Annotated in this window: 25 protein-coding genes and 1 tRNA gene; 9 read left to right on the top strand and 17 right to left on the bottom strand. The window is 70.7% G+C overall.

The window, feature by feature from the left end; translation table 11 throughout:
- Position 1: 1 nt before the first annotated feature.
- Complete coding sequence (locus tag ACZ4VI_RS10750; protein WP_467998613.1) at positions 2–1,024, bottom strand: phosphotransferase; 1,023 nt, start codon at positions 1,022–1,024, stop codon at positions 2–4.
- Between the two features lie 131 nt (positions 1,025–1,155).
- On the opposite strand from ACZ4VI_RS10750, the gene ACZ4VI_RS10745 reads away from it, so the two are divergent.
- Positions 1,156–2,418 (top strand): glucarate dehydratase family protein, encoded by a 1,263-nt coding sequence (locus ACZ4VI_RS10745; RefSeq protein WP_467998611.1) that lies wholly within the window; start codon positions 1,156–1,158, stop codon positions 2,416–2,418.
- A gap of 26 nt (positions 2,419–2,444) precedes the next feature.
- Here ACZ4VI_RS10745 and ACZ4VI_RS10740 read toward each other — a convergent pair whose 3' ends face one another.
- Positions 2,445–2,744: a hypothetical protein gene (locus ACZ4VI_RS10740; protein WP_467998610.1), complete on the bottom strand. Its 300-nt coding sequence runs from the start codon at positions 2,742–2,744 to the stop codon at positions 2,445–2,447.
- 141 nt (positions 2,745–2,885) lie between these two features.
- On the opposite strand from ACZ4VI_RS10740, the gene ACZ4VI_RS10735 reads away from it, so the two are divergent.
- Positions 2,886–3,824 carry an NADP-dependent oxidoreductase gene (locus ACZ4VI_RS10735; RefSeq protein WP_467998608.1) on the top strand — a complete coding sequence of 313 codons (939 nt, stop codon included), beginning with the start codon at positions 2,886–2,888 and terminating at the stop codon, positions 3,822–3,824.
- Between the two features lie 16 nt (positions 3,825–3,840).
- On the opposite strand, the gene ACZ4VI_RS10730 is transcribed toward ACZ4VI_RS10735, so the two are convergent.
- The 5 genes from ACZ4VI_RS10730 to ACZ4VI_RS10710 are packed head-to-tail and all read right to left on the bottom strand — an operon-like array spanning position 3,841 to position 6,517.
- A complete protein-coding gene (locus ACZ4VI_RS10730) occupies positions 3,841–4,161 on the bottom strand; it encodes a DUF202 domain-containing protein (protein ID WP_467998606.1) in 321 nt (106 codons plus the stop codon).
- The gene (locus ACZ4VI_RS10725) at positions 4,158–4,553 is read right to left on the bottom strand and encodes a YidH family protein (RefSeq protein ID WP_467998604.1); all 396 of its coding nucleotides are present in this window, start codon (positions 4,551–4,553) and stop codon (positions 4,158–4,160) included. Before ACZ4VI_RS10725 ends, ACZ4VI_RS10730 begins: the two co-directional genes overlap by 4 nt.
- A gap of 9 nt (positions 4,554–4,562) precedes the next feature.
- Positions 4,563–5,084: an NUDIX hydrolase gene (locus ACZ4VI_RS10720; protein WP_467998603.1), complete on the bottom strand. Its 522-nt coding sequence runs from the start codon at positions 5,082–5,084 to the stop codon at positions 4,563–4,565.
- A gap of 12 nt (positions 5,085–5,096) precedes the next feature.
- Complete coding sequence (locus ACZ4VI_RS10715; RefSeq protein ID WP_467998601.1) at positions 5,097–5,861, bottom strand: glucose 1-dehydrogenase; 765 nt, start codon at positions 5,859–5,861, stop codon at positions 5,097–5,099.
- Entirely contained in the window at positions 5,858–6,517 is a 660-nt protein-coding gene (locus ACZ4VI_RS10710) for a TetR/AcrR family transcriptional regulator (protein ID WP_467998599.1), read from the bottom strand. Before ACZ4VI_RS10710 ends, ACZ4VI_RS10715 begins: the two co-directional genes overlap by 4 nt.
- 70 nt (positions 6,518–6,587) lie before the next feature.
- Between ACZ4VI_RS10710 and ACZ4VI_RS10705 the strand changes: the two genes are divergently transcribed.
- Positions 6,588–8,243: an FAD-binding dehydrogenase gene (locus tag ACZ4VI_RS10705; RefSeq protein WP_467998597.1), complete on the top strand. Its 1,656-nt coding sequence runs from the start codon at positions 6,588–6,590 to the stop codon at positions 8,241–8,243.
- Between the two features lie 101 nt (positions 8,244–8,344).
- Here ACZ4VI_RS10705 and ACZ4VI_RS10700 read toward each other — a convergent pair whose 3' ends face one another.
- Together ACZ4VI_RS10700 and ACZ4VI_RS10695 are read right to left on the bottom strand one after the other, a co-directional pair.
- Positions 8,345–9,742, bottom strand: a complete 1,398-nt coding sequence (locus ACZ4VI_RS10700) for a GntP family permease (RefSeq protein ID WP_467998595.1) — start codon at positions 9,740–9,742, stop codon at positions 8,345–8,347.
- Between the two features lie 272 nt (positions 9,743–10,014).
- Positions 10,015–10,545, bottom strand: a complete 531-nt coding sequence (locus ACZ4VI_RS10695; RefSeq protein WP_467998593.1) for a gluconokinase — start codon at positions 10,543–10,545, stop codon at positions 10,015–10,017.
- Positions 10,546–10,709: 164 nt separating this feature from the next.
- On the opposite strand from ACZ4VI_RS10695, the gene ACZ4VI_RS10690 reads away from it, so the two are divergent.
- Together ACZ4VI_RS10690 and ACZ4VI_RS10685 are read left to right on the top strand one after the other, a co-directional pair.
- Positions 10,710–11,411 carry a FadR/GntR family transcriptional regulator gene (locus ACZ4VI_RS10690; RefSeq protein WP_467998591.1) on the top strand — a complete coding sequence of 234 codons (702 nt, stop codon included), beginning with the start codon at positions 10,710–10,712 and terminating at the stop codon, positions 11,409–11,411.
- 194 nt (positions 11,412–11,605) lie between these two features.
- Positions 11,606–13,075 carry an amino acid permease gene (locus tag ACZ4VI_RS10685; protein ID WP_467998589.1) on the top strand — a complete coding sequence of 490 codons (1,470 nt, stop codon included), beginning with the start codon at positions 11,606–11,608 and terminating at the stop codon, positions 13,073–13,075.
- 55 nt (positions 13,076–13,130) lie between these two features.
- On the opposite strand, the gene ACZ4VI_RS10680 is transcribed toward ACZ4VI_RS10685, so the two are convergent.
- The 7 genes from ACZ4VI_RS10680 to ACZ4VI_RS10650 all read right to left on the bottom strand — a co-directional run bounded on the left by ACZ4VI_RS10680 (position 13,131) and on the right by ACZ4VI_RS10650 (position 18,839).
- A complete protein-coding gene (locus ACZ4VI_RS10680) occupies positions 13,131–14,075 on the bottom strand; it encodes an RluA family pseudouridine synthase (protein ID WP_467998587.1) in 945 nt (314 codons plus the stop codon).
- A 28-nt stretch (positions 14,076–14,103) separates the two neighbouring features.
- Entirely contained in the window at positions 14,104–14,868 is a 765-nt protein-coding gene (locus ACZ4VI_RS10675; RefSeq protein ID WP_467998585.1) for a phosphotransferase family protein, read from the bottom strand.
- Between the two features lie 9 nt (positions 14,869–14,877).
- Complete coding sequence (locus ACZ4VI_RS10670) at positions 14,878–15,132, bottom strand: hypothetical protein (protein ID WP_467998583.1); 255 nt, start codon at positions 15,130–15,132, stop codon at positions 14,878–14,880.
- Positions 15,120–16,127, bottom strand: coding sequence for a phosphotransferase family protein (locus ACZ4VI_RS10665; RefSeq protein WP_467998581.1), 1,008 nt, complete (start codon positions 16,125–16,127; stop codon positions 15,120–15,122). Before ACZ4VI_RS10665 ends, ACZ4VI_RS10670 begins: the two co-directional genes overlap by 13 nt.
- Positions 16,124–18,271: a hypothetical protein gene (locus ACZ4VI_RS10660; RefSeq protein ID WP_467998579.1), complete on the bottom strand. Its 2,148-nt coding sequence runs from the start codon at positions 18,269–18,271 to the stop codon at positions 16,124–16,126. The genes ACZ4VI_RS10665 and ACZ4VI_RS10660 overlap by 4 nt, the downstream gene beginning before the upstream one ends.
- Positions 18,272–18,295: 24 nt before the next feature.
- A complete protein-coding gene (locus ACZ4VI_RS10655; RefSeq protein WP_467998578.1) occupies positions 18,296–18,625 on the bottom strand; it encodes a hypothetical protein in 330 nt (109 codons plus the stop codon).
- A gap of 126 nt (positions 18,626–18,751) precedes the next feature.
- Positions 18,752–18,839, bottom strand: a tRNA-Leu gene (locus tag ACZ4VI_RS10650).
- Between the two features lie 208 nt (positions 18,840–19,047).
- On the opposite strand from ACZ4VI_RS10650, the gene ACZ4VI_RS10645 reads away from it, so the two are divergent.
- The 3 genes from ACZ4VI_RS10645 to ACZ4VI_RS10635 all read left to right on the top strand — a co-directional run bounded on the left by ACZ4VI_RS10645 (position 19,048) and on the right by ACZ4VI_RS10635 (position 21,689).
- On the top strand, positions 19,048–20,373 hold the full coding sequence (locus tag ACZ4VI_RS10645; RefSeq protein WP_467998576.1) for a M20/M25/M40 family metallo-hydrolase: 1,326 nt from the start codon (positions 19,048–19,050) through the stop codon (positions 20,371–20,373).
- A gap of 126 nt (positions 20,374–20,499) precedes the next feature.
- Positions 20,500–20,733: a chaplin ChpH gene (gene chpH, locus ACZ4VI_RS10640; protein WP_467998574.1), complete on the top strand. Its 234-nt coding sequence runs from the start codon at positions 20,500–20,502 to the stop codon at positions 20,731–20,733.
- Between the two features lie 155 nt (positions 20,734–20,888).
- Positions 20,889–21,689: a chaplin gene (locus ACZ4VI_RS10635; RefSeq protein ID WP_467998572.1), complete on the top strand. Its 801-nt coding sequence runs from the start codon at positions 20,889–20,891 to the stop codon at positions 21,687–21,689.
- A 54-nt stretch (positions 21,690–21,743) separates the two neighbouring features.
- Here ACZ4VI_RS10635 and ACZ4VI_RS10630 read toward each other — a convergent pair whose 3' ends face one another.
- The gene (locus ACZ4VI_RS10630) at positions 21,744–21,932 is read right to left on the bottom strand and encodes a DUF5703 family protein (protein ID WP_137990344.1); all 189 of its coding nucleotides are present in this window, start codon (positions 21,930–21,932) and stop codon (positions 21,744–21,746) included.
- 47 nt (positions 21,933–21,979) lie between these two features.
- Here ACZ4VI_RS10630 and ACZ4VI_RS10625 point away from each other — a divergent pair, with 47 nt between their 5' ends.
- A complete protein-coding gene (locus ACZ4VI_RS10625; RefSeq protein ID WP_467998570.1) occupies positions 21,980–22,627 on the top strand; it encodes a hypothetical protein in 648 nt (215 codons plus the stop codon).
- Positions 22,628–22,642 lie beyond the last annotated feature (15 nt).

The following is a 22,642-nucleotide window of genomic DNA, read 5'->3' as shown; positions in this document are numbered from 1 at the left end:
ATCAGCCTTCCTGGAGGGTGGTGAGGCCGTGCTCGATGAAGACGGGGACGAGTTCGCCGATGCGGTCGAAGCCGGCGCCGACGGTCTGGCCGAGGGTGTAGCGGTAGTGGATGCCCTCCAGGATCACGGCGAGCTTGAACCAGGCGAAGGCCGTGTACCAGGAGATGGCGGAGGTGTCGCGGCCCGAGCGGGCGGCGTACCGCTCGATCAGCTCGGCGGGCGTGGGGTGCCCGGCGGCCGCGGCGGTCGTGGAGACGGGGGAGTGCGGGAGGTCGAGCCTCGCGCTGTACATCGCGAGCAGACCGAGGTCGGTCAGTGGGTCGCCGAGGGTGGACATCTCCCAGTCGAGGACCGCCTTGATCCGGTCGTCCTCGCCGATCAGGACGTTGTCCAGGCGGTAGTCGCCGTGCACGACGGACGGGGCGGGGGACGTGGGGAGTGCGCGGCCGAGCGTGGCGTGCAGCTCGTCGATGCCCGCAAGCTCACGGTTGCGGGAGGCGTCGAGCTGCTTGCCCCAGCGGCGCAGCTGCCGGTCGAGGAAGCCCTCAGGCCGCCCGAAGTCGCCGAGACCGACCTCCGAGGGGTCCACGGCGTGCAGCTCGACGAGCGTGTCCACCAGGCCCAGTACGGCGTCGCGGGTGCGCTCGGGGCCGAGCGGGGCGAGCTGCTCGGCCGAGCGGTACGGGGTGCCGGCGACGAACTCCATGACGTAGAACGGCGCCCCGAGGACGTTCTCGTCCTCGCAGAGGAGCAGGGGCTCCGGGACGGGTACGGCCGTCGTGTGCAGGGCGCTGATCACCCGGTGCTCGCGCTTCATGTCGTGGGCGGTGGCCAGGACATGGCCGAGCGGAGGCCGGCGGACCACCCACTGGCCGGTGCCGTCGGTGACGACGTACGTCAGGTTGGACCGGCCGCCCTCGATCAGCCGGGCGTCGAGGGGGCCGCGCACGAGTCCCGGCCGTTGCCGGTCGAGGAATCCGCGCAGCTGCTCGGGGTCGAGACCTGGCGGCGGGGCTGAAGTCATCGTGCGTCCCTCCAGAGGGTGACTGGTCGGCGTTCATGATGACCGACCAGTCGGTATGTCGTCCAGGGTTCGGGAGGGAAAGCGGCGTCGGCGGTCTGGTGGGGGATCGGCTGCATGAATAGAGTTCACATATGAATCCAAAGCTGCTCGTCGAAGAAGTCCGGCTGACCCCGATCCTGATAGCCGACCCGCCCCTGCTCAACACCCAGGGCGTCCACCAGGCCTTCACGCCCCGGCTCGTGGTCGAAGTGGTCACGCGGGGTGGGGTCACCGGCCTCGGGGAGACCTACGGCGACGGCAAGTACCTGGATCTCGCCCGGCCGCTGGTCGAGGCGCTGCCGGGCCATGCGGTCACGGATGTGAACGGCCTGTTCGCGCTGGCCGAGCGAGTGTGCGGCGACTCACGGGCCGTCGACGACCGGGTCGACGCGGGCGGGCTGCGCGGGATCCAGACCGCCGACAAGCTCCGCCTCTCCGTCGTCTCGGCCTTCGAGGTCGCCTGCCTGGACGCGCTCGGCAAGACGCTCGGCCTCCCCGTCCACGCCCTGCTCGGCGGCAAGGTCCGCGACTCCGTCGAGTACAGCGCGTACCTCTTCTACCGCTTCGCCGGGACGGACGAGTGGGGCGCGGCCCTCGACCCGGCCGGGATCGTCGAGCAGGCTCGCCGCTTCGACCGGATGTACGGCTTCCGTTCCTTCAAGCTCAAGGGCGGGGTCTTCCCGCCCGACCAGGAGATCGCCGCGATCCGCGCCCTCGCCGAGGAGTTCCCCGGCCGGCCGCTCCGGCTCGACCCCAACGGCGCCTGGTCCGTGGAGACCTCACTGACCGTGGCGCGCGAACTGAAGGACGTCCTGGAGTACCTGGAGGACCCGGCGACGGGCACGGACGCCATGGCGGACATCGCCGCCCGTACGGACGTACCCCTGGCGACCAACATGTGCGTGACGACCTTCGAGGAGGTCCCCGAGGCCTTCGCCAGGGACGCGGTACGGATCGTGCTCTGCGACCACCACTACTGGGGCGGCCTGCACCGCACGCGCGAACTCGCCGCGCTCTGCCGCACGTACGGCGTCGGGCTCTCCATGCACTCCAACACCCACCTCGGCATCAGCCTCGCGGCCATGACCCACGTGGCCGCGACCCTGCCCCACCTGGACCACGCCTGCGACACCCACTACCCCTGGCAGACCGAGGACGTACTCACCACCCGCCCCGCCTTCCACGACGGGCACCTCGCGGTCTCCGACGCACCGGGCCTCGGCGTCGAACTGGACCCCGACCGCCTCGCGGCCCTGCACCGCCGCTGGCTCGACGACGACGGCAGCCTCCGCGACCGCGACGACGCGGCGGCGATGCGCGCGGTGGACCCGGAATGGTGCCCCGCGCGCTGGTAGCACGACGGGGCCGTCGGCTACAGCTGTCAGTGGTCGTCCCAGTGGTTGCCGTGCGCCGCGTGCCGGTGCCCGTCGTGCGCATAGTCGATGTGGTCGCCGTGCGTGACGGCGATGTGTCCGCAGTCCGGCCCGTGCGTGTGGTCGGGGTGGGTGTGCTGGACGTGGGACGTGGGCTCGCACTCGTCCCAGTGACCGGCGTGTTCACGGTGCAGGTGCCCGTCGTGGGCGTAGTCGACATGATCGCGATGCGTGACGGCGGTGTGCCCGCACGACGGGCCGTGGGTGTGCGCGTGGGGGGTGGGGTGCTCATGGTGGGGAACGGTCATGGCATCGCCTCTGTGAAGGGTCTGACCACCTCAGGCTAGTCCTGAATGTCGTAGTAATCCCTTTATGGGCCTACCCGACCCACCGCTCTTGCGGAGGAGTCCGGCTTGCGGGGTGCAGGGGCCGCCGTGATCGTTCGGGGTATGAAGGCGATCAGCTACAGCCGGTACGGCGGCCCCGAGGTCCTCGAGTACGGGGAGCGGCCGGACCCGAAGGTCGGCCCCGACGACGTCCTCGTGAAGGTACGGGCGGCCGCCGTCAACCCGGTCGACTGGAAGGCCCAGGCCGGCTACCTGGACGGGATGATCGACGCCGTCTTCCCGGTCATCCCCGGCTGGGACGTCTCGGGCGTCGTCGTCCAGCCCGGAGTCTCCGTCACCGAGTTCACCGTCGGCGACGAGGTCATGGGCTACGTCCGCGAGGACTTCCTCTCCCACGGCACCTTCGCCGAGTACGTCGCCGCCCCCGTCCGTACCCTCGCCCGCAAGCCCCGCACCCTGGGCTTCGAGGAGTCCGCCGCGCTCCCGCTGGCCGGACTCACCGCCTACCAGGTGCTCCACCAGGCCCTCGCCGTCCGCTCCGGCGAGACGGTCCTGGTGCACGCGGCGGCCGGCGGAGTCGGCTCCATGGCCGTCCAGATCGCCCGCCACCTCGGCTGCCGCGTCATCGGCGCGGTGCGCGAGTCAGGCCAGAAACGGGTCAAGGAGCTGGGCGCCGAGCCCGTCGTCTACGACGAGCGCACCTTCGCCGAACAGGTCCGCTCCCTCGCGCCGGAGGGTGTGGACGCGGCCCTGGACACCATCGGCGGGACCTTCCTCAAGAAGACCCCGGACGTGCTGGCCCCCGAGGGCCGCCTCGCCTCGGTCGCGGACGGCGAGGTCCTGGCCCTCGGCGGCCGCTACTTCTGGGTCCGCCCCGACCCCCAGGACCTCGCCGCGCTCGCCGGTCTGGTCGACGAGGGCGTGCTGTCCGTACGGGTCGCGCGGACCTTCCCGCTGGAACAGGCGGCCGACGCCCAGCGGGCGAACGCGGAGGGCGGCCTGGACGGCAAGGTCGTGGTCACGGTGGAGTGGCCCGATTAGAGGCCTCCCTGGCCTCCTACAGCACGACCGCCACCGCGAACGCCGCCAGCGCGACCGTGCACGCCGTCGCGAGCAGTGCGCCCCGGTGCGAGAGGGCCCCCGGCCGCGCCGTGTCCAGGGCGTGGATGCGGCGATGGGCCACGGCCAGGAACGCGACCCAGACCAGCGCGATCAGCGCGGCCCCCGCCACCCCCGGCGCCGTGATCTCGTCCCTGATCGCCGACTTCCCCGCGAGCACCGCCACGATCGTGCAAGTCAGCGTCGTACGCCGCCACGCGAGCCGGGTCCGCTCCGGCTGCAGCCCCGGATCCCGGGCCGGCGTCGGCGCCTCGGTCACCGCCCGGCCCAGCCGAAGACGATGACCACCACCAGTGCGAGCGCCACCAGGGCCACCGCGAGGCTCAGCACCGTCGGGAACCGTGTCACCGGCAGGTCCTCCCCGCGCCGCATCGCCCGCTCGCACCGCACCCAGTGGTTCACCGCCCGCAGCGCGCACAGCACGCCCGCGGCGAGCAGGGCGAGCGCAAGCCCGACCCGTACGCCCCAGCGCAGATCCGGCAGGAACTGGTCGACGGCGAAACCGCCGCCGATGAGCGCCAGCGCGGTCCGGATCCAGGCGAGGAAGGTGCGCTCGTTGGCGAGCGAGAACCGGTAGTCCGGAGTCTCGCCCTCGCCCCGGATCCGCTGCGGCGCGAACCACAGCCGCAGACTCTGCACGAAGTCACTCACCCGGGCACCTTAACCGCGGTCCGCGCGCAGCCGTCGCAGTCGTTCGTAGGCGTCCCGCCCGTCCGGCACCCACTCCCACTCCCCGAGCCGCGCGTCCACCTCCGACTCCGGCAGGAAGGCGTGCCAGGCGACCTCCTCCACCTGAGGGTTCACCGGCAGCTCGCAGCGCACCCGGTACACGGCCGACCACCACTTCCCGGCGACGCCCCCGGAGTCGTGCAGGAACCGGAACAGCGGCTCGGGGCGTGGCAGACCGGAGACCCCCAGCTCCTCCTCGGCCTCGCGCAGCGCCGCGTCGTCGTACGACTCGCCCGCGCCGACGACGCCGCCGACGAACATGTCGTACATCGACGGGTAGACCAGCTTCGAGGGCGTGCGCCGGTGCACGAAGATCCGGTCCTCGGCGTCCCGTACCTGGATGAACGTGCAGCGATGGATCAGGCCCCGCGCGTACACCTCGGCGCGCGGGGCCTGTCCGATCACGTCGTCGTTCTCGTCGACGACATCGAGGATCTCTTCGGCGGGGTTCATGCCCCCATTCCATCACTGGCCCATGACGTACTTCACCGTCGGACCGGTCGTCCAGCCGCCGTCCACGGCCAGCTCCGCGCCCGTCACGTACGAGGCCGCGTCCGACAGCAGGAACACCACCGCGCCCGCGATCTCGGGCGCCTCGCCGACCCGCCCCATCGGGGTGTTGGGGTACTTGCCCGCGCCCCGCTCGATGCCGACGCCGGCCGTCATCGGGGTGTACGTCATGCCCGGGTGGACCGAGTTGACGCGGATCCCCGCCGTGCCCAGCTCCACCGCTCCGATCTTCGTCAGCCCGCGTACTCCCCACTTCGAGGCGCCGTAGCCCGCGGTCAGCGCCAGGCCCATCAGACCGGCTGCCGAGGAGATGTTGACGATCGAGCCGCCACCGGCCTCCCTCATCGCCGGGATCGCGGCCCTCATACCGATGAAGACACCGGTCAGGTTGATGTCGAGCACCCTGCGGAAGTTCTCCACGGACTCGGTCTCCAGGAACGCGCCGGTGGCTATCCCGGCGTTGTTCACCAGACCGTGCAGACCGCCGAACTCGGCGACCGCGTACGCGACGGCCGCCGTCCACTCCTCCTCGGAGGTGACGTCGTGGTGGAGGAAGCGCGCCCGCCCGCCCAGTTCGGCCGCGGTCGCCCTGCCCTCGTCGTCGAGCACGTCGGTGACGACGACGTTCGCGCCGGCGGCGACGGCCTGCCGCGCGGCCTCGGCGCCCAGGCCGCGGGCGCCTCCGGTGACGAGGACGGTCCTGCCGGTGAGGTCGTTCATGTGTCGTCCCTTCGGATGGCGGGCAGGGGCGCCCGGAGCAGTGCCGTGGTGGTCTCGACGAGGTCGGCGAGGAAGAGCGGCTCACTCGTGAGCGGCGACGTGCCGTCGAGGTACTGCCGCGCCCGGTCGGCCAGGGCGGCGCCGACGACGGTGAGCGCCAGATCGAGCCGCTCCAGGCGCACGGGCTCGGGCAGGCCGGTCAGACAGGCCTCGACCCGCTCGATCAGGTGCCAGTACACGGTGCCGTCGAGGGTGGGATGGGGGGTGCGGGTGCGCACGCCGCTCTCGTGGCTGAGCTGGGCGGAGATCCGCAGGCAGCGCCGGCCGCGCTCGGTGCGCAGCTCGCTCGCCTCGGCGGTGACCAGAGCGGCGATCAGCGCGCGAAGCTCGTCGGGTGTGGCCGCCAGAAGCGGGTCGAGGACCTTCTCCGTACGTGCCTGGCGGCCGACCATCACGGCGTCGAGGAGGCCGGCGCGCGAGCCGAAGTGGTACTGCACGGCCGAGGGGTTGGCCTGGCCGGCGAGGGCGACGATGTCGCGGAGCTGGGCGCCGTCGACGCCCTGGGCGGCGAAGATCTCCTCCGCCGCACGGATCAGCTTCTCCCGGGTCTCGGGCCCCGATGTCCTCGCCACGAGAGCCACATTAATGCCCGGCATTAGAAAGCGGGAGGGTCTGCACGTGTCCGGACGGTTGACTCGATACATTCGTGTATCCAAGATTCGGTCCATGTCGTACGACGCTGATGTGATCGTGATCGGAGCCGGCCTCGCCGGCCTGGTGGCCACCGCCGAACTCGTGGACGCCGGGCGGAGCGTCATCCTGCTCGACCAGGAGCCGGAGCAGTCCATGGGAGGCCAGGCCCACTGGTCCTTCGGCGGGCTCTTCCTCGTCGATTCGCCCGAGCAGCGCCGGATGCGGATCAAGGACAGCCACGAGCTCGCCCTCCAGGACTGGCTCGGCACCGCCGGCTTCGACCGGCCCGAGGACCACTGGCCGAGGAAGTGGGCGGAGGCGTACGTCGACTTCGCGGCGGGCGAGAAGCGGCCCTGGCTGCACGCGCGCGGGGTGCGGTTCTTCCCCGTGGTGGGCTGGGCCGAGCGCGGCGGGTACGACGCGAACGGGCACGGCAACTCGGTGCCTCGCTTCCACATCACCTGGGGCACGGGCCCCGGCCTCGTCGCCCCCTTCGAGCAGCGGGTCCGCGAAGGCGTCGCCCGGGGCCTCGTCACGCTCCGCTTCCGGCACCGGGTGACCGGCCTCGGCCGCACGGCGGGAGCCGTGGACACCGTGACCGGCGAGATCCTGGAGCCCTCCACCGCCGAGCGCGGGACGGCGAGCAGCCGGGAGACCACCGGCACCTTCGAACTCCGTGCGCAGGCGGTGATCGTCACCTCGGGCGGCATCGGCGGCAACCACGATCTCGTACGCAAGCAGTGGCCCGACCGGCTCGGCACCCCGCCCGCCAAGCTGCTCTCCGGCGTCCCCGCCCATGTCGACGGACTGATGCTCGGCATCGCCGAGGAGGCCGGGGCGCGCCACATCAACCGCGACCGGATGTGGCACTACACCGAGGGCATCGAGAACTGGAACCCGATCTGGGCCAGGCACGGCATCCGCATCCTGCCCGGCCCGTCCTCGCTCTGGCTGGACGCGCGCGGCCGCCGGCTGCCCGTACCGCTCTTCCCGGGCTTCGACACCCTCGGCACGCTCGAACACATCATGCGGACCGGGTACGACCACACCTGGTTCGTGCTCGACCAGCGCATCATCGGCAAGGAGTTCGCCCTCTCAGGCTCCGAGCAGAACCCGGACCTCACCGGCAAGTCCATCCGGGACGTCATCGGCCGGGCCCGCGCCGACGTGCCCGGTCCGGTGAAGGCGTTCATGGACCACGGCGTCGACTTCGTCGTGGAGAACGACCTGGCCGCCCTCGTCCGGGGCATGAACGCCCTCACCGACGAGCCGCTGATCGACGAGGCGGAGCTGCGCCGCGAGATCACCGCGCGGGACCGGGAGATCGCCAACCCCTTCACCAAGGACCTCCAGGTCACGGCGATCAGGGGCGCCCGCAGGTACCTGGGCGACAAGCTGATCCGTACGGCGTCCCCGCACCGGATCCTGGACCCCAAGGCCGGCCCGTTGATCGCCGTACGCCTGAACATCCTCACCCGCAAGTCGCTCGGCGGCCTGGAGACGGACCTGTCGTCGCGGGTGCTCACCGAGGGCGGCGAGGTGCTGGAGGGCGTGTACGCGGCGGGCGAGGCGGCCGGCTTCGGCGGCGGAGGCGTCCACGGCTACCGCTCCCTGGAAGGCACCTTCCTCGGCGGCTGCATCTTCTCGGGCCGAGCGGCGGGCAGGGCGGCGGCGCGATCGGTGGCCTGACGAACCGGGGCGGGCCGGGCGGCGACGGTGCGCGTGGACCGGGTCCGGAACGCCTGAACGGCGTCCGGCCCGGTCCGGTACGGCAGTTGGGAAGGCTGCGGCTACAACACCAGTGACAGCAGCAGGACGAAGACGATGCCGACGACCGAGATGATCGTCTCCATCACCGACCAGGTCTTGATCGTCTGGCCGACGTTCATCCCGAAGTACTCCTTGACCAGCCAGAAACCCGCGTCGTTCACATGGCTGAAGAAGAGCGAACCGGCACCGATCGCGAGGACGAGAAGTGCCGTCTCGCTCGTGCCCATGCCCTCGGCGAGCGGGGCCACGAGGCCGGCCGCCGAGATCGTCGCTACCGTCGCCGAGCCGGTCGCGAGGCGGATCGCCACGGCGATCAGCCACGCGAGGAGCAGGGCCGGAATCGACCAGTTCTTGGAGAAGTCCAGGATCATCTGGCCCACGCCGACGTCGATCAGGGTCTGCTTGAAGCCGCCGCCCGCGCCGACGATCATCAGCACGCCCGCGATCGGGGCGAGGGACTTCTCGACGGTCGAGGAGAGCCGCTGCTTGGTGAAACCGGCCGCGCGGCCCAGGGTGAACAGGCCCACGAGGACGGCCGCTAGCAGGGCGATCAGCGGCGAGCCTATGACGTCGGTGACCTTCTGCAGACCGTTGTCGGGGTTGTCCACGACGATGTCGACGAGCGCCTTGACCAGCATCAGGACGACGGGCAGCAGGACGGTCGCGACGGTGGCACCGAAGCCGGGACGCTTCTCCAGGTCCTCCGACGGGCGGACTGGGATGAGGTTTTCGGGGGCCGGGATGTCGACCCAGCGGGCCGCGTACCGGGAGAAGACCGGACCGGCGATGATCACGGTCGGGATGGCGACCAGGACACCGAGGCCGAGCGTGACACCGAGGTCGGCGCCGAGCGCGTCGATGGCGACGAGCGGTCCGGGGTGCGGCGGGATCAGCCCGTGCATCACCGACAGACCCGCGAGGGCCGGGACGCCGATCCGCATCAGCGAGTAGTTGCCGCGCTTGGCGACGAGCAGGACCACCGGGATCAGCAGGACGATGCCGACCTCGAAGAAGAGCGGCAGACCGATGACGGAGGCGATCAGCACCATCGCCCAGGGCATGGACCGGCGGCTCGCCTTCGCGAGGATCGTGTCGACGATCTGGTCCGCGCCGCCGGAGTCGGCAAGGAGCTTGCCGAGGATCGCGCCGAGTGCGATCAGCACGCCCACACCCGCGACGGTCTTGCCGAGACCGGTGGTGAAGGAGTCGATGGTCGCCGCCATCGGCGCCCCGGCGAAGGCGCCCAGGGCCAGCGAGCCGATGGTCAGGGCCAGGAAGGCGTGCAGCTTGAACTTGGTGATGAGCAGGACGATGACGGCGATGCCCGCGAGCACGGCGATGCCCAGCTGGGCGTTGCCGGCCGAGGTGATGGGCTCGACGGCGTCCGCTGCCAGCATCTCGACGCTGAGACTGGTCACGGTGGTTCCTTAGGGGACGGGTGGGGGCAGGAGAACACGCCGAACACGACGGCGGCCGACGGGTACGGCGGGGACTACGGGGACTACAGGGACTACAGGGACTACAGGGGCTGCTGGTACTGCGGATACGGCGGGGGACTGCTGGTACGACGGATACGGCGGGTCCCGCGCGGGACTGCCGGTACTGCCGGTACTGCGGGTGCTGCGGCCCCTACGGGCACCGCGGGCATCGCAGGCACCGCACCTACGACTGGCGTACGGACGGACGGAGATCAGCAGGCGAGCCCGCCCAGCGCGGCGACCGCCCGCGCCGCGATCTCCTCGGGCGAACCGGAGACGTCGACGGCGACGCCCGCCTCGTCATCCCCCAGCGGCTCCAGCGTGGCGAACTGGGAATCGAGCAGCGCTGTCGGCATGAAATGCCCCCTGCGCTCGGTCATCCGCCTCTCGATCAGCGCGCGGTCGCCGGTCAGGTGGAGGAAGACCACGCCGGGGGCGGCCGCTCGCAGCCGGTCCCGGTAGCTCCGCTTCAGCGCGGAGCTGCTCACCACCCCGCCGAGCCCGAGCCGTTCCCGGCCGTGTGCCCACCGCCCGATCGCGTCGAGCCAGGGGCCGCGGTCCGCGTCGTCCAGCGGGATGCCGGCCGACATCTTGGCGACGTTCGCCGGCGGGTGGAAGTCGTCGCCCTCGGCGTAGGGGACGCCGAGCGCGTCCGCGACGAGCGGACCGATGGTCGTCTTGCCGGTGCCGGCGACGCCCATCACGACGACGACCCGGGGGACCGTCGGGGAGGTGGTGCTCATGGGTGGTGCCTCGCTGTCTTCTTCGACATCGACTTCTTCTCCGACGTCGATCTCGCGATTCCGTCGCGCTCATGAAACCCATTGGGTACGACGTATTCAAGAGCCTGTGACATTAAAGTCATACTTTTTGTTCCCGATCTTGGTGCGCGCGTAGGCTGACCCCCATGACGACACCGGCCCAGGGGCTTCATCCGCACGTCCTCGCCACCCTGGGTCTTGCGATCACCGCGGGGGAGTACCCGCCCGGCAGCGTGCTGCGCACCGACGAGCTGGCCCAGCGCTTCGACGTCTCCCGCACCGTGGTCCGCGAGGTCGTCCGCGTCCTGGAGTCCATGCACCTCGTCGAGTCCCGCCGCCGCGTCGGCGTGATCGTCCTGCCGACCGCGCAGTGGAACGTGTACGACCCCCAGGTCATCCGCTGGCGCCTGGCCGGCGCCGACCGCCCCCGGCAGCTGCGCTCGCTGACCGTACTCCGCTCCGCGGTCGAACCCGTCGCCGCCGGACTCGCCGCCGTCCACGCCACCCCCGCGCAGTGCCGCGAGCTGACCGAGCAGGCGCTCGGCATGGTCGCCACCTCGCGCGGCCGGCAGCTGGAGGCGTACCTCGTCCACGACATCGCCTTCCACCGGGTCGTCCTCAACGCCTCCGGCAACGAGATGTTCGCCCGGCTCGGCGACGTGGTCGCCGAGGTGCTCACCGGCCGTACGCACCACCAGGTGATGTTCGAGGACCCCGACCCGGCTGCCGTCACCCTGCACGTCCAGGTCGCCGAGGCGGTACGGGAGAGGGACGCGGCCCGCGCCGAGGAGCTCACCCGCCAGATCGCGGTCGGCGCACTTAAGGAACTGGACGTTCTCGCGCCGTAAACCCTGCCGATCCCAGGCCTTCGCCCTGTAGGAACCTCAGAATTAGCTCAAATATGGGCGAGCAGTGACATTGGCCACTGCCGAAATCCCGTCTTGCCGTGACGATGTGCGCTGGCCGTGAGAGCCGTGGACGACCTCCACGCGCGCGGCCGGGTACCGCACAGCCCCTCCCCCTCACGAAGGCGAACAACTCCATGAGTGACCGCACCCTCCCTGCGGCCGACACGCTGTCCGCCACGCCACCGGCGACGGCATCCGGAGCGTCCCCCCATGTGGATGCCGGCGACGCCGGATACCGCAAGGACCTCAAGTCCCGGCACATCAACATGATCGCCATCGGCGGCGCGATCGGCACCGGCCTGTTCCTCGGCGCCGGTGGCCGCATGGCCAACGCCGGACCGTCCCTCTTCATCGCGTACGCGGTCTGCGGCGTCTTCGCCTTCTTCGTGGTGCGGGCCCTCGGCGAGCTGGTCCTCTACCGCCCGTCCTCCGGCGCCTTCGTCTCCTACGCCCGTGAGTTCATGGGCGAGAAGGGCGCCTACACGGCCGGCTGGCTCTACTTCCTCAACTGGTCGACCACCGCCATCGCCGACATCACCGCGGCCGCGACCTACGCCCACTTCTGGGCCATGTTCAGCGACGTCCCGCAGTGGATCCTCGCGCTGATCGCCCTCGCGGTCGTCCTCGCCGCCAACCTCATCTCGGTGAAGTACTTCGGCGAGATGGAGTTCTGGTTCGCGATCATCAAGGTCGGCGCGCTCGTCGCCTTCATGCTGATCGGCATCTTCCTGGTCGTGACCTCGCACGACATCGGCGGCCACACCCCGGGCCTGGCCACCATCACGGACAACGGCGGCATCTTCCCCAGCGGTGTCATGCCGATGCTGCTGCTGATCCAGGGTGTCGTCTTCGCCTACGCCTCCGTCGAGCTGTGCGGCGTCGCCGCCGGTGAGACCGAGAACCCCGAGAAGATCATGCCGAAGGCGATCAACTCGATCATGTGGCGTGTGGGCCTCTTCTACGTCGGCTCCGTCGTCCTGCTCGCGCTGCTGCTCCCGTACACCGCGTACTCCGGTGACCAGAGCCCCTTCGTCACGGTCTTCGACAAGCTGGGCATCCCCGGCGCCGCCGGTGTGATGAACCTGGTCGTCCTGACCGCCGCGCTCTCGAGCCTCAACTCCGGCCTGTACTCGACCGGCCGCATCCTGCGCTCCATGTCGCTGTCGGGCTCCGCGCCCAAGTTCACCGGCGTCATGAACAAGGGCGGCGTGCCCTACGGCGGCATCCTGCTCACCGCCGCCTTCGGTGTCCTCGGTGTCGGCCTGAACTACCTCATGCCCGGCGAGGCCTTCGAGCTCGTCCTGAACTTCGCCTCCATCGGCATCATCGGCACCTGGGCCATGATCATGGTCTGCTCGCTGCTGTTCGTGAACCGCTCCAAGGAAGGCCGGGTCACCCGCCCCGGCTACCAGCTGCCCTGGGCCCCGTACACCCAGATCGTCACGCTGGTCTTCCTCGGTTCGGTCCTCGTCCTGATGTGGATGGACGGCGGCATCAGCCGCACCACCGTGAACTGCCTCCCGCTCATCGCGGCGATGCTGGTCGGCGGCTGGTTCCTGGTACGCAAGCGCGTCCGCACGACCGCGACGACGCACCAGGGCTGAAGCCCCCCACGGGGTACCGGGACCCCCGCAGGCACAGGCCTGCGGGGGTCCCGCGCTACGTTCCCGCGCCTCCGTCGAACCCGCCGAGCCGCAGCCCACTCTCGAACCGCATCGGGTCGCCGGTGAGCGGGTCGGTGAACTCCAGTACCCGCGCGAGCAGCTGCAACGGCCGCGTGAAGTCCTCCGGCCCGTCCTCGCGGACCACGGGATAGACCGGATCGTGCAGGATCGGCAGCCCCAGGCTGTTCATGTGCACCCGCAGCTGATGCGTGCGCCCGGTCGCCGGCAGCAGCCGGTACCGCCCGAGCCCGCCCCGCCGCTCGGCCAGCTCGATCCGGCTCTCGCTGTTCGGCTCGCCCGGCTCCTCGCGGGCCGCCATCACCCCGCGCTCCTTCACGATCCGGCTCCGTACCGTCACCGGCAGCGCGACCCCGGGCTCGTACGCCGCCACCGCCTCGTACTCCTTGCCGACCAGCCGGTCCCGGAACAGCGTCTGGTACGCCCCCCGGTCGCCGGGCCGCACGACGAACAGCACGAGCCCGGCGGTCAGCCGGTCGAGCCGGTGCGCGGGCTGCAGCTCGGGCACCCCCAGCTCCCGGCGCAGCCGGGCGAGCGCGGTCTCGGTCACATGCCGCCCGCGCGGCATCGTCGCCAGGAAGTGCGGCTTGTCGACGACGACGATCCGCTCGTCCCGGTACACGATCCCCAGCTCGAAGGGCACCCGCTCCTCGGCGGGGAAGTCCCGGTGGAACCACAGCCGCATCCCGGCGGCGTACGGCTCGTCGTCCCGGACCGGCAGCCCGTCCACCCCCACGAACCGCCCGTCCGCCACCATCTCCGCGACCCGCGGATCCCCGATGGCGCCCCCGAACCGCCCCCGCAGATACTCCCCGACGGTCGCCCACCCCCCACCGGCGTCCTCGGGCAACCGCACCCGCACGGGATCGATCCCCTCCCGCTGCGGCAACGGCGCGCCCGGAGTCCTCGCTCTGCGTCTCACCGCTCCACGGTAACGAGCCGCCGACGACTCAGCGGCTGCCGCCCTCCCCTCCGGACTCCGTGGAACCGAACCAACGCGTGGCGGCGCTCTCGATCTCCGGTGCGCCAGGGGGTCGACCACCCTCCCAGTGCGGGCCTGCGGCGACCAGCTTCGCCCTGAGCTCCTCCGCCAGGGCCCGTCGCTCCCGCGCCGTCGGTGCGAGCGCGATCCGACGGCTCCAGCGAACCGTGTCCACGACCGCGGACTTCATCGCCTCATAGGCGAGATAGAACTCGAGGTCCGCCCGCCAGGCCGTGCGGCAGGCAACGGGAGCCGCCCGTTCCCAGCCCGCCAGAACCCGATGCCGATCGGCCGCCGTGTACGAGGTCTTGTGCAGGTGATCGGCCAGGTCGTACACCGGGTCGCCCCACAGGGCGAGCTCCCAGTCGAGGAAGACGACCCGAGCCTGATCGGTGAGGATCATGTTCTGGCGATGGATGTCCGCGTGCAGCAGACGAAAGGGCCGCTCGGCGAGTTCGCGCACCGCTCGCTCGGCCAGCAGCCCGCACGGGTCCTCCGGGACGCCCAGTGCCCCGTGCAGGGCTCTCAGCTCCGAGTCCGCGCGGCCCCGTATCTCCCGTACGAAATCCAGGAGGCGCAGGGCGAAGGCCGCCGTGTCCCCGTCGCGTGGCCAGTCGGCCGGCACCCCCGGGAGGGCCGTGCGAGGGACCGTCAGCATCTCGCCGAACAGACGCTCGACGCCGTCGAGGACCGCGTCCGGCACCGGCTTCCCGTCCGGCGCACCCTCGTCCACCCGATGGCCCTAGAACTCGTGGATCTGGAATCCGGGATCCGTACTGGCATGGACCAGCCGAGGCGCCAGGGAGACGTAGGGGCGGATCGCTTCGAGTACGGCGGGCTCCGACCAGAGCGTGAGGTCCATGGCCTCGGTCACAGGCCCTCGGGTCCGCACGAGGACGGGCCCCGACTCCGTCTCCACGCGGACATTGCGGTTGTAGAACCCGGACAGCGCACCCTCGTGCGCGCGGGCCTCTTCGTACAGAGCTAGGGCGTCCATGGCTGTCTCTCTACCCACGGCGCCAGCGTCTGAGCGACCCTTTCCGGGGTCATCTCCGGCGCCACGCCCCACACCGCACGGGCGACGTTGAGCTTGCGCGCGAGACGACCGGTGAGGAAGTCACGCACGGACCGGTCGGCGCCGACGAGCTGCTTCGAATAGCGGACCGTGTCGACGATCGCCGACTTGATGCGCTCATGCGCCAGATACAGGTCGAGGTCGGCCGCCGGCCCGGCGGTGGACGAGGCGGGAAGGCGCTCCCGCCACTGCCGGAGCACCTCGTCCCGCTGGTCGTCGGGGTAGTCCATCTTGTGGAAGTGGATCCCGATCTCGTACAGCGGATCGCCCCACAGCGCCAGCTCCCAGTCGAGGAACCAGGTCAGCCCCCCGGAGACGATCATGTTCTTGCGGTGGAGGTCGGAGTGCAGCACCGCGAAAGGACGTGACGTGAGCCCGTCCCACAGCGGTTCGACGACCGCCAGGGGCTCTGCCGGGATGCCGAAGTCCTCGAACACGGCGGCGTACTCGTCCCGGTGGAGGTCGTAGACCTGCTGCGTCAACGCCGCGAGCCGTCGGCCGAACCCGCCGCTGTCGCCAGAGGCGGGCCAGTCGCCGGGCAGCGCCGGAGCCTTCTCGAGGGGAATACGGACCAACTGGTCCATCACACCCACGACATCGCCGATGACATGCGCGGGAACCAAGCTGCCCCGCGGCGAGAAGCTGTCGAGCACCCGCCCCTCGATGAAGTGGTGGACCTGGAACCGCGGATCCGGCGAGACGTGCCTCAGCTCCGGGGCCTGGCCGACGTACGGCCGGATACAGGCCAGCACGTCCTCCTCCCGCCACACGCGCACGTCCATCGTGTCCGCCGCCGCGAGAGGAATGCGGACGTTGACCTTCCCCTCGGCCGTCCTCACGCCGACATTGCGGTTGTAGTAACCGGCGGCTGCCTCGCCCGACTCCCGTGCCTGCTCGTAGAGCTCCAGCCAGTTCACGCGGTCACCTCGAGGAAGGTCGACAGGACGGAGTCCGTGCGGTGCTGGAGGTCGTCCAGCGAGCCGAGCGGCCGTACAGCGGGCCGTGCCCGCTCGGCCGCGGCCGCCAGCTCCGGATCACCCAGTTCCAGCCGCTCGGCGGCCCTGTGGATCGCCAGGATCAGCGAAGGGTAGACCTCGCACGCCTCGAACTCCCTCGCGGCATGCAGGAGCAGCTCGCCGGCCGCCCGCCGTTCCCCCTCCCGCAGCAGCAGGAAGGCACGGAACATGTCCGCCCGGGCCCGCCCCGACCGGTAGCCGGCCCGGTCGAGGGCGGCATGGGCGTTGAGGAACGAGGACGCGGCCCGCTCGTACTGGCCCAGCCGGGTCTGGGCCATGGCCATGGCCGTGTAGGCCTTGCCGATCTCGTGCTGGGCACCCAGCTCGCGCTGGACCTCCAGGGCGGTGGTGGCAGCGTCGACGGCGGCCGCGGGGTCGGTGAAGGCGTACAGCTCGGCCCAGTTGGTCCGGACGTTGGCCAGGCCGACGATCGCGTTCGCCGCCCGGTACTCCGATTCCGCCTCGGCCAGAAGACGCGCCGAGGCGTCGAAGTCCATCAGGAACCGGTGGCCGAGATGCATCAGCCGCTTGAGATCGCCCCGGATCACCCTGTCCTCGGGCGCACAGATCCCGTGCACCTCTTCCGCCAGCGCGAACGCGCCCCGGAAATCGCCCTGCCACATACGGATGTCGGCGACGCAGTACCCGGCCGCCGACCGGGCCGCGCCCTCGTGTTCCGCCCACACCCGCTCGAAGATCGACGCGGCCAGGCCGCTCTCCCCGGCGATACGCCGGGCGTTGGCACCGGCCAGGGCGAGCCGCGCGGAGACCAGGGAGCCCACCCGGCGATCCAGGTGCGGCGTGAGCTCGATCGCTCCGGCCGTGTCGCCGAGCTCCAGTCGCGATTCCGCGTCGAGGCAGTCCGCCGCGTCGCGCAGGCCGGCGAGCACCTCGTCGTCCGGGCTGCCGTCCCTCGCCGCGAGATGATCGCGAAGGTCCTTCACCATGCCGTCGACGGCCTGCCTGCCGTTGCGGGCAACGGCCCGGTCGGCACGTTCCTGGATCTCCTCCGGCGTGATGTCCGCGGCGTGCAGGCCGTGGTAGACCGCCTCGCGCAGCGGTGAGAGGCGGGCCCTGCCGGAGGTGCGCCGGGCTCCGTCCTCCATCCGGTCGGCCAGCGCCTCCCAATGGGTCCGCAGTGTGCCGTGGACATGCCGCTGAACCGCGGGGGAGAGATGGCGCTGCAGCGCCCTGATCATGAGCTGGTGCAGCCGGTACCAGCCCTCGGGCAGCGGATAGGCGAACGAGTAGGCCGTGAGCGACTCCCACATCAGGAGGTTGGCGGGCAGGTCGGAGGCCCGTCCGATCGCCTGGAACACACCGAAGTCGAAGGTTCTGGCCACACTCAGCAGCTCGAGGATCCGCACCTCGTCCGGGGAGACGTGCTGGAGGAAACGCTGGACGATCTCCTCCGACGTCCCCGCGTGCTCCGGCCGGGCCGGGTTCTGCAGGTGCGTGTCCACCGCGAGGTGCAGGTAGAAGGGGACGCCCTCGCTGGCCTCGGCGATCGACCGCTGGCGCGGAATCTCCGTGATCCCCGCCTGCGCCAGCAGTTCCAGCCGAGCCGCCATGGGCAACCCGTCGACATCCGCCCGGCGGATCACCGACGCCCATTCCGGGTCGTACGCCGCCCAGCGGAGCGCCTCGCGGCTGGCGAGCACGGTGAGGCCACCATGGAGCTGGCCCAGCAGGTCACGCAGCCAGGCGTCGGACCCGTAGCTGCGGCCGCCCGGGAGGGGAGTGGGCACGAGCGCTTCGTAGGCGTCCACGTACACGACGTAGGGCCGGTCCGCCGCCGAGGCCCGCAGCTCTTCCGCGAAGAGGTACGAGACCGCGTGTCCCAGCTCGGCATTGCTCAGGCTGTCGAGCTCATGGAGCGTGGGATCGGCCTCGATCCTCTGCCGACGCTGACGGTTCTTGATCGCCCGCCCGGTCAGCCGTACCAGCCCGGCAGCCGTGCCGAAGACGGGCAGACCCATCGCATCGTCGAGGATCTTGGAGAGGGTCTCGCTCTCCTCGGCGAACGGGGTGTTCCTGGGATTCAACTGGAGCTGCGGATGAACGCGCTGTCACAGCACCGCGTAGGCGATGTCGAACCGGTCGAACTGCACACCCTGCGCGCCGAGTTCCATACGAAGGACGGCCAGCGCGTCCTCCTGCTGCCGCATGGTCGGCAGTTGCAGATCGAGGTGGGCGGTCCGGCAGTTGTCGGGTGTGCGGTTGCGTAACTCCTGGAGCAGCCGCGATTTGCCGATGCCGCCGACGCCGACGACGTTCAGGATGCGAGGGCCCTCGCCGAGAGCGGTCAGTTCCTCGTCGTAGGCCGAGAGCAGGCCCTCCCGGTTGAAGAACTGCCGCTGCAGAGCCGACACCCGACGGTACTGCGGTCTGATGGGCATGGTGGCCTTCCCCCTACGTCGCCGTGCGCATGCGAGGGGCAGGTTAGCCGGATCCGCCGAGCGCTGAAAGGGAGATCAGGAGCACGGGCAAGCAAGAAGGACCCCACATGATGTGGGGTCCTTCGCTGGTGTCCGAGGGGGGACTTGAACCCCCACGCCCGATAAAGGGCACTAGCACCTCAAGCTAGCGCGTCTGCCATTCCGCCACCCGGACAAGGTGTCTGTCTTTCCGGCCGCTCGGCCGTTCCGACGTGGAAAACCATAGCAAACATTGGAGGTGGTCGATCACCACCCCCGGTCAGGGCGGAACCGTGTGACAGCCGCATGTCGGCCGGTGGCCGCCCTTGGGTCCCGGGGGCGGGCGCGGGAGGATGGGGGCGACCGGCAGCAAGCACGTGGGGCACGTAGTGGGAGGAAGCAGCGTGAGCGAGTCGAACACGGCCCGGAGCGTCGCGGGCGAGGACGAGGTCGTCGACCTCTGTCGTGACCTCATCCGCATCGACACCAGCAACTACGGCGACCACTCCGGCCCGGGAGAGCGGGCGGCGGCGGAGTACGTCGCCGAGAAGCTCGCGGAGGTCGGTCTCGAGCCGAAGATCATCGAGTCGCACAAGGGACGGGCCTCCACCGTCGCCCGTATCGAGGGGGAGGACCCCTCCCGGCCGGCCCTGCTCATCCACGGGCACACCGACGTCGTGCCGGCCAACGCCGAGGACTGGACCCACCACCCGTTCTCCGGCGAGGTCGCCGACGGCTGTGTCTGGGGCCGGGGCGCGGTCGACATGAAGGACATGGACGCGATGACCCTCGCGGTCGTACGCGACCGGATGCGCAGCGGCCGCAAGCCCCCGCGCGACATCGTCCTGGCCTTCCTCGCCGACGAGGAGGCCGGCGGCACCTACGGCGCCCGGCATCTGGTCGACCACCACCGGGACCTCTTCGACGGGGTGACGGAGGCGATCGGCGAGGTCGGCGGCTTCTCCTTCACCGTCAACGAGAACCTGCGGCTCTACCTGGTCGAGACGGCCCAGAAGGGCATGCACTGGATGCGGCTGACCGTCGAGGGCACGGCCGGGCACGGCTCGATGACCAACAACGACAACGCCATCACCGAGCTGTGCGAGGCCGTCGGCCGCCTCGGCCGCCACCAGTGGCCGGTGCGGGTCACCAAGACCGTACGGTCCTTCCTCGACGAGCTCTCGGACGCGCTGGGCACCCCGCTCGACCCCGAGGACATGGAGGCGACCCTCGCCAAGCTGGGCGGCATCGCCAAGATGGTCGGCGCGACCCTGCGCAACTCCGCCGCCCCGACCATGCTCGGCGCCGGGTACAAGGTCAACGTCATCCCCGGACAGGCCACGGCGCACGTCGACGGACGGTTCCTGCCCGGTTACGAGGAGGAGTTCCTCGCCGACCTCGACCGGATCCTCGGGCCGCGGGTCAGGCGCGAGGACGTGCACGAGGACAAGGCCCTGGAGACCAGCTTCGACGGCGCCCTCGTGGACGCGATGCAGCTGGCCCTCAGGGCCGAGGACCCGATCGCCCGGGCCGTGCCGTACATGCTCTCCGGTGGCACCGACGCCAAGTCGTTCGACGACCTCGGCATCCGCTGCTTCGGCTTCGCGCCGCTCCAGCTGCCGCCGGAGCTGGACTTCGCCGGGATGTTCCACGGCGTGGACGAGCGGGTGCCGGTGGACGGCCTGAAGTTCGGCGTTCGCGTACTTGATCGGTTCATCGACGCGTCCTAATCGGGCGCACGTGCGTTTGTGACCGGAAAGAGTGAATGTACTCATAGTCTCGTAGCCCCATTACTTCCCCCTCGTTACAGGTGGTGCGGTCCGCGGCTGGGACCGCATTGCCAACAAGGAGGAATAATGATCAAGAAGGTCGTCGCTGCTGCGGCTGCCACGGGCGGTCTCGTTCTCGCGGGTGCGGGCATGGCCGTTGCCGACGCTGGTGCCCAGGGTGCCGCCGTGCACTCCCCCGGCGTGCTCTCGGGCAACGTCGTCCAGGTGCCGGTTCACATCCCGGTGAACGTGTGCGGCAACACGGTCTCCGTGATCGGCCTGCTGAACCCGTCCTTCGGCAACACCTGCGTCAACGCCTGACGTTGTGCCTCGACCCATGAGGGTCTGAGCCAGGCCGGCCCCGGAGTGCGTGCCATGCACTCCGGGGCCGGTGGGCATTTCTCGCCCCGGGCGCCGTGCCCGGTGGCCCTCTTCTGAAGCCAGAAGGCAGAAGCCGAGAAGGCAGGGAACAAGCTATGCGACAGGTCACACGCAAGGGCCTGATCACCGTTGCGGCCGCGGGCGGAGTACTCGCCCTCGGTGGTGGTTATGCGAATGCCGATTCGGGTGCGAACGGTACGGCCTCGAACTCACCGGGCGTCGCGTCCGGAAACTCCGTCCAGGTTCCGGTGCACGCGCCGGTGAACGCCTGCGGAAACACCGTCAGTGTCGTCGGACTGATCAACCCGGCGTTCGGCAACAAGTGCGCCAATGTCTCCAAGCCGGGCGGCAGCGGGTCGTCGGCCGAGGGCGGCACCAGCAACTCGCCGGGCGTCGGCTCGGGCAACAACGTGCAGGTGCCGATCGACGCCCCGGTCAACGCGTGCGGGAACAGCGTCACGGTCATCGGCGCCATCAACCCCGCGTTCGGCAACGAGTGCGCCAACGGGATCGAGCCGACGCACCCCGGCCACCCGGGCGAGCCGGGCAACCCCGGAAACCCTGGGAACCCTGGGAACCCGGGCAACCCTGGGAACCCCGGGAATCCGGGCAACCCTGGTAACCCCGGGAATCCCGGTAACCCGGGCAACCCGGGCAACCCGGGCAATCCTGGAAACCCCGGCAACCCGGGCAACCCCGGTGACTCCGGCGAGCACGGCGGGCCGGGCTCGCCGACCGGGCCGAACACGCCTGGTACGCACACGATCACGCAGCCCGAGGCGACCGAGGAGCTGGCGCAGACCGGTTCCGGTCCGCTCGGGATGATCGTCCCGACCGGCGCAGGCCTGCTGCTCGCCGGGTCGGTGCTCTACCGCCGCGCCCGCCGGTCCGCCTAGTCCGCCGGGTCGCACCACGCGCAGGGGCCCCGCCGTGCGGGGCCCCTTGTCGTGTCACCAGGTGGCGCGGACCTGCCGGATGATGCGTCGGCGCAGCCGCACCCTGCGGCTGCCGTCCCGGCGCAAGGTCAGGCGGTCCAACTCCCAGTGGCCATACTCGGCATGGTCGGTCAGGAGCCGCGTCGCCTCCTTGCGGGAGACGCCGCGCGGCACGTACACGTCGACAAATTCGTATTCCGGCATCGCATCTATTGTGCGGGCACGGGCCCGCTACGGATAGCGTGCGTCCCATGTCTGATGCTGCGCAGCCCACCGCTGCCGAGGTACGTGCCGCCGCCGAGGCGGTCAAAGCCGCACTGGACCGTCACCTGGAGGCGGTCGAACGTCGCTCCGGGGACGACGACCCGGCCGTCTACGAAGCCTTCAACGCCCTCGCCGCGGCGGCCGAGGCGTACGACGAGCGGCTCTACGACCGGTACGACGAGGTCACCCCCTTCGAGATCCCGGGCGCCGACGACTCGCTGCCGCCCTACGCGGGGCCGGAGGAGCCGCACGCCCTCAGCGTGCTGATCCGCCGCGACTACGCCGTGGTGGAGCCGCAGCGGCTGCTGGCCCAGGCCCAGCGCATCGCCGATCTGGAGGGCGACGAGGAGGGGGCGGACGGGGTCCCCGCCGTCGGTGCCAGCACGCACGCGGCGCTCGGCGTGCTCTTCGGCGAGTACGAACCGGACGAAATCGCCTCACGGCACAAGGAGTTCGGTCTTGAGGAGGGCGACTCCACGCTCTGGGTGTCGGCCGTGGACGAGCTGCCGGAACCGGGGGAGTGGCTCAACGCCCCCTTCGAGCATGCCGATCCGGAGCGGATCGTCTGCCGCTTCGACGTCAGCGCGGTCTTCGACGACGAGCTGGACGACGACCCGGAGGAGCAGGACGCCTGACCGGTACGGACGCAC

This window comes from Streptomyces sp. NPDC029169 (assembly GCF_055563935.1).
This window is presented reverse-complemented; position numbering and strand designations above follow the sequence as displayed.

Coding starts and splice junctions, on each gene's coding strand:
- ACZ4VI_RS10735 (WP_467998608.1), top strand. CDS start 2,886: ATGAAGGCGATCAGCTACAGCCGGTACGGCGGCCCCGAGGTCCTCGAG.
- ACZ4VI_RS10710 (WP_467998599.1), bottom strand. CDS start 6,517: ATGCCGGGCATTAATGTGGCTCTCGTGGCGAGGACATCGGGGCCCGAG.
- ACZ4VI_RS10745 (WP_467998611.1), top strand. CDS start 1,156: ATGAATCCAAAGCTGCTCGTCGAAGAAGTCCGGCTGACCCCGATCCTG.
- ACZ4VI_RS10625 (WP_467998570.1), top strand. CDS start 21,980: ATGTCTGATGCTGCGCAGCCCACCGCTGCCGAGGTACGTGCCGCCGCC.
- ACZ4VI_RS10720 (WP_467998603.1), bottom strand. CDS start 5,084: ATGAACCCCGCCGAAGAGATCCTCGATGTCGTCGACGAGAACGACGAC.
- chpH (WP_467998574.1), top strand. CDS start 20,500: ATGATCAAGAAGGTCGTCGCTGCTGCGGCTGCCACGGGCGGTCTCGTT.
- ACZ4VI_RS10630 (WP_137990344.1), bottom strand. CDS start 21,932: ATGCCGGAATACGAATTTGTCGACGTGTACGTGCCGCGCGGCGTCTCC.
- ACZ4VI_RS10705 (WP_467998597.1), top strand. CDS start 6,588: ATGTCGTACGACGCTGATGTGATCGTGATCGGAGCCGGCCTCGCCGGC.
- ACZ4VI_RS10635 (WP_467998572.1), top strand. CDS start 20,889: ATGCGACAGGTCACACGCAAGGGCCTGATCACCGTTGCGGCCGCGGGC.
- ACZ4VI_RS10690 (WP_467998591.1), top strand. CDS start 10,710: ATGACGACACCGGCCCAGGGGCTTCATCCGCACGTCCTCGCCACCCTG.
- ACZ4VI_RS10695 (WP_467998593.1), bottom strand. CDS start 10,545: ATGAGCACCACCTCCCCGACGGTCCCCCGGGTCGTCGTCGTGATGGGC.
- ACZ4VI_RS10715 (WP_467998601.1), bottom strand. CDS start 5,861: ATGAACGACCTCACCGGCAGGACCGTCCTCGTCACCGGAGGCGCCCGC.
- ACZ4VI_RS10670 (WP_467998583.1), bottom strand. CDS start 15,132: ATGGACGCCCTAGCTCTGTACGAAGAGGCCCGCGCGCACGAGGGTGCG.
- ACZ4VI_RS10655 (WP_467998578.1), bottom strand. CDS start 18,625: ATGCCCATCAGACCGCAGTACCGTCGGGTGTCGGCTCTGCAGCGGCAG.
- ACZ4VI_RS10740 (WP_467998610.1), bottom strand. CDS start 2,744: ATGACCGTTCCCCACCATGAGCACCCCACCCCCCACGCGCACACCCAC.
- ACZ4VI_RS10750 (WP_467998613.1), bottom strand. CDS start 1,024: ATGACTTCAGCCCCGCCGCCAGGTCTCGACCCCGAGCAGCTGCGCGGA.
- ACZ4VI_RS10685 (WP_467998589.1), top strand. CDS start 11,606: ATGAGTGACCGCACCCTCCCTGCGGCCGACACGCTGTCCGCCACGCCA.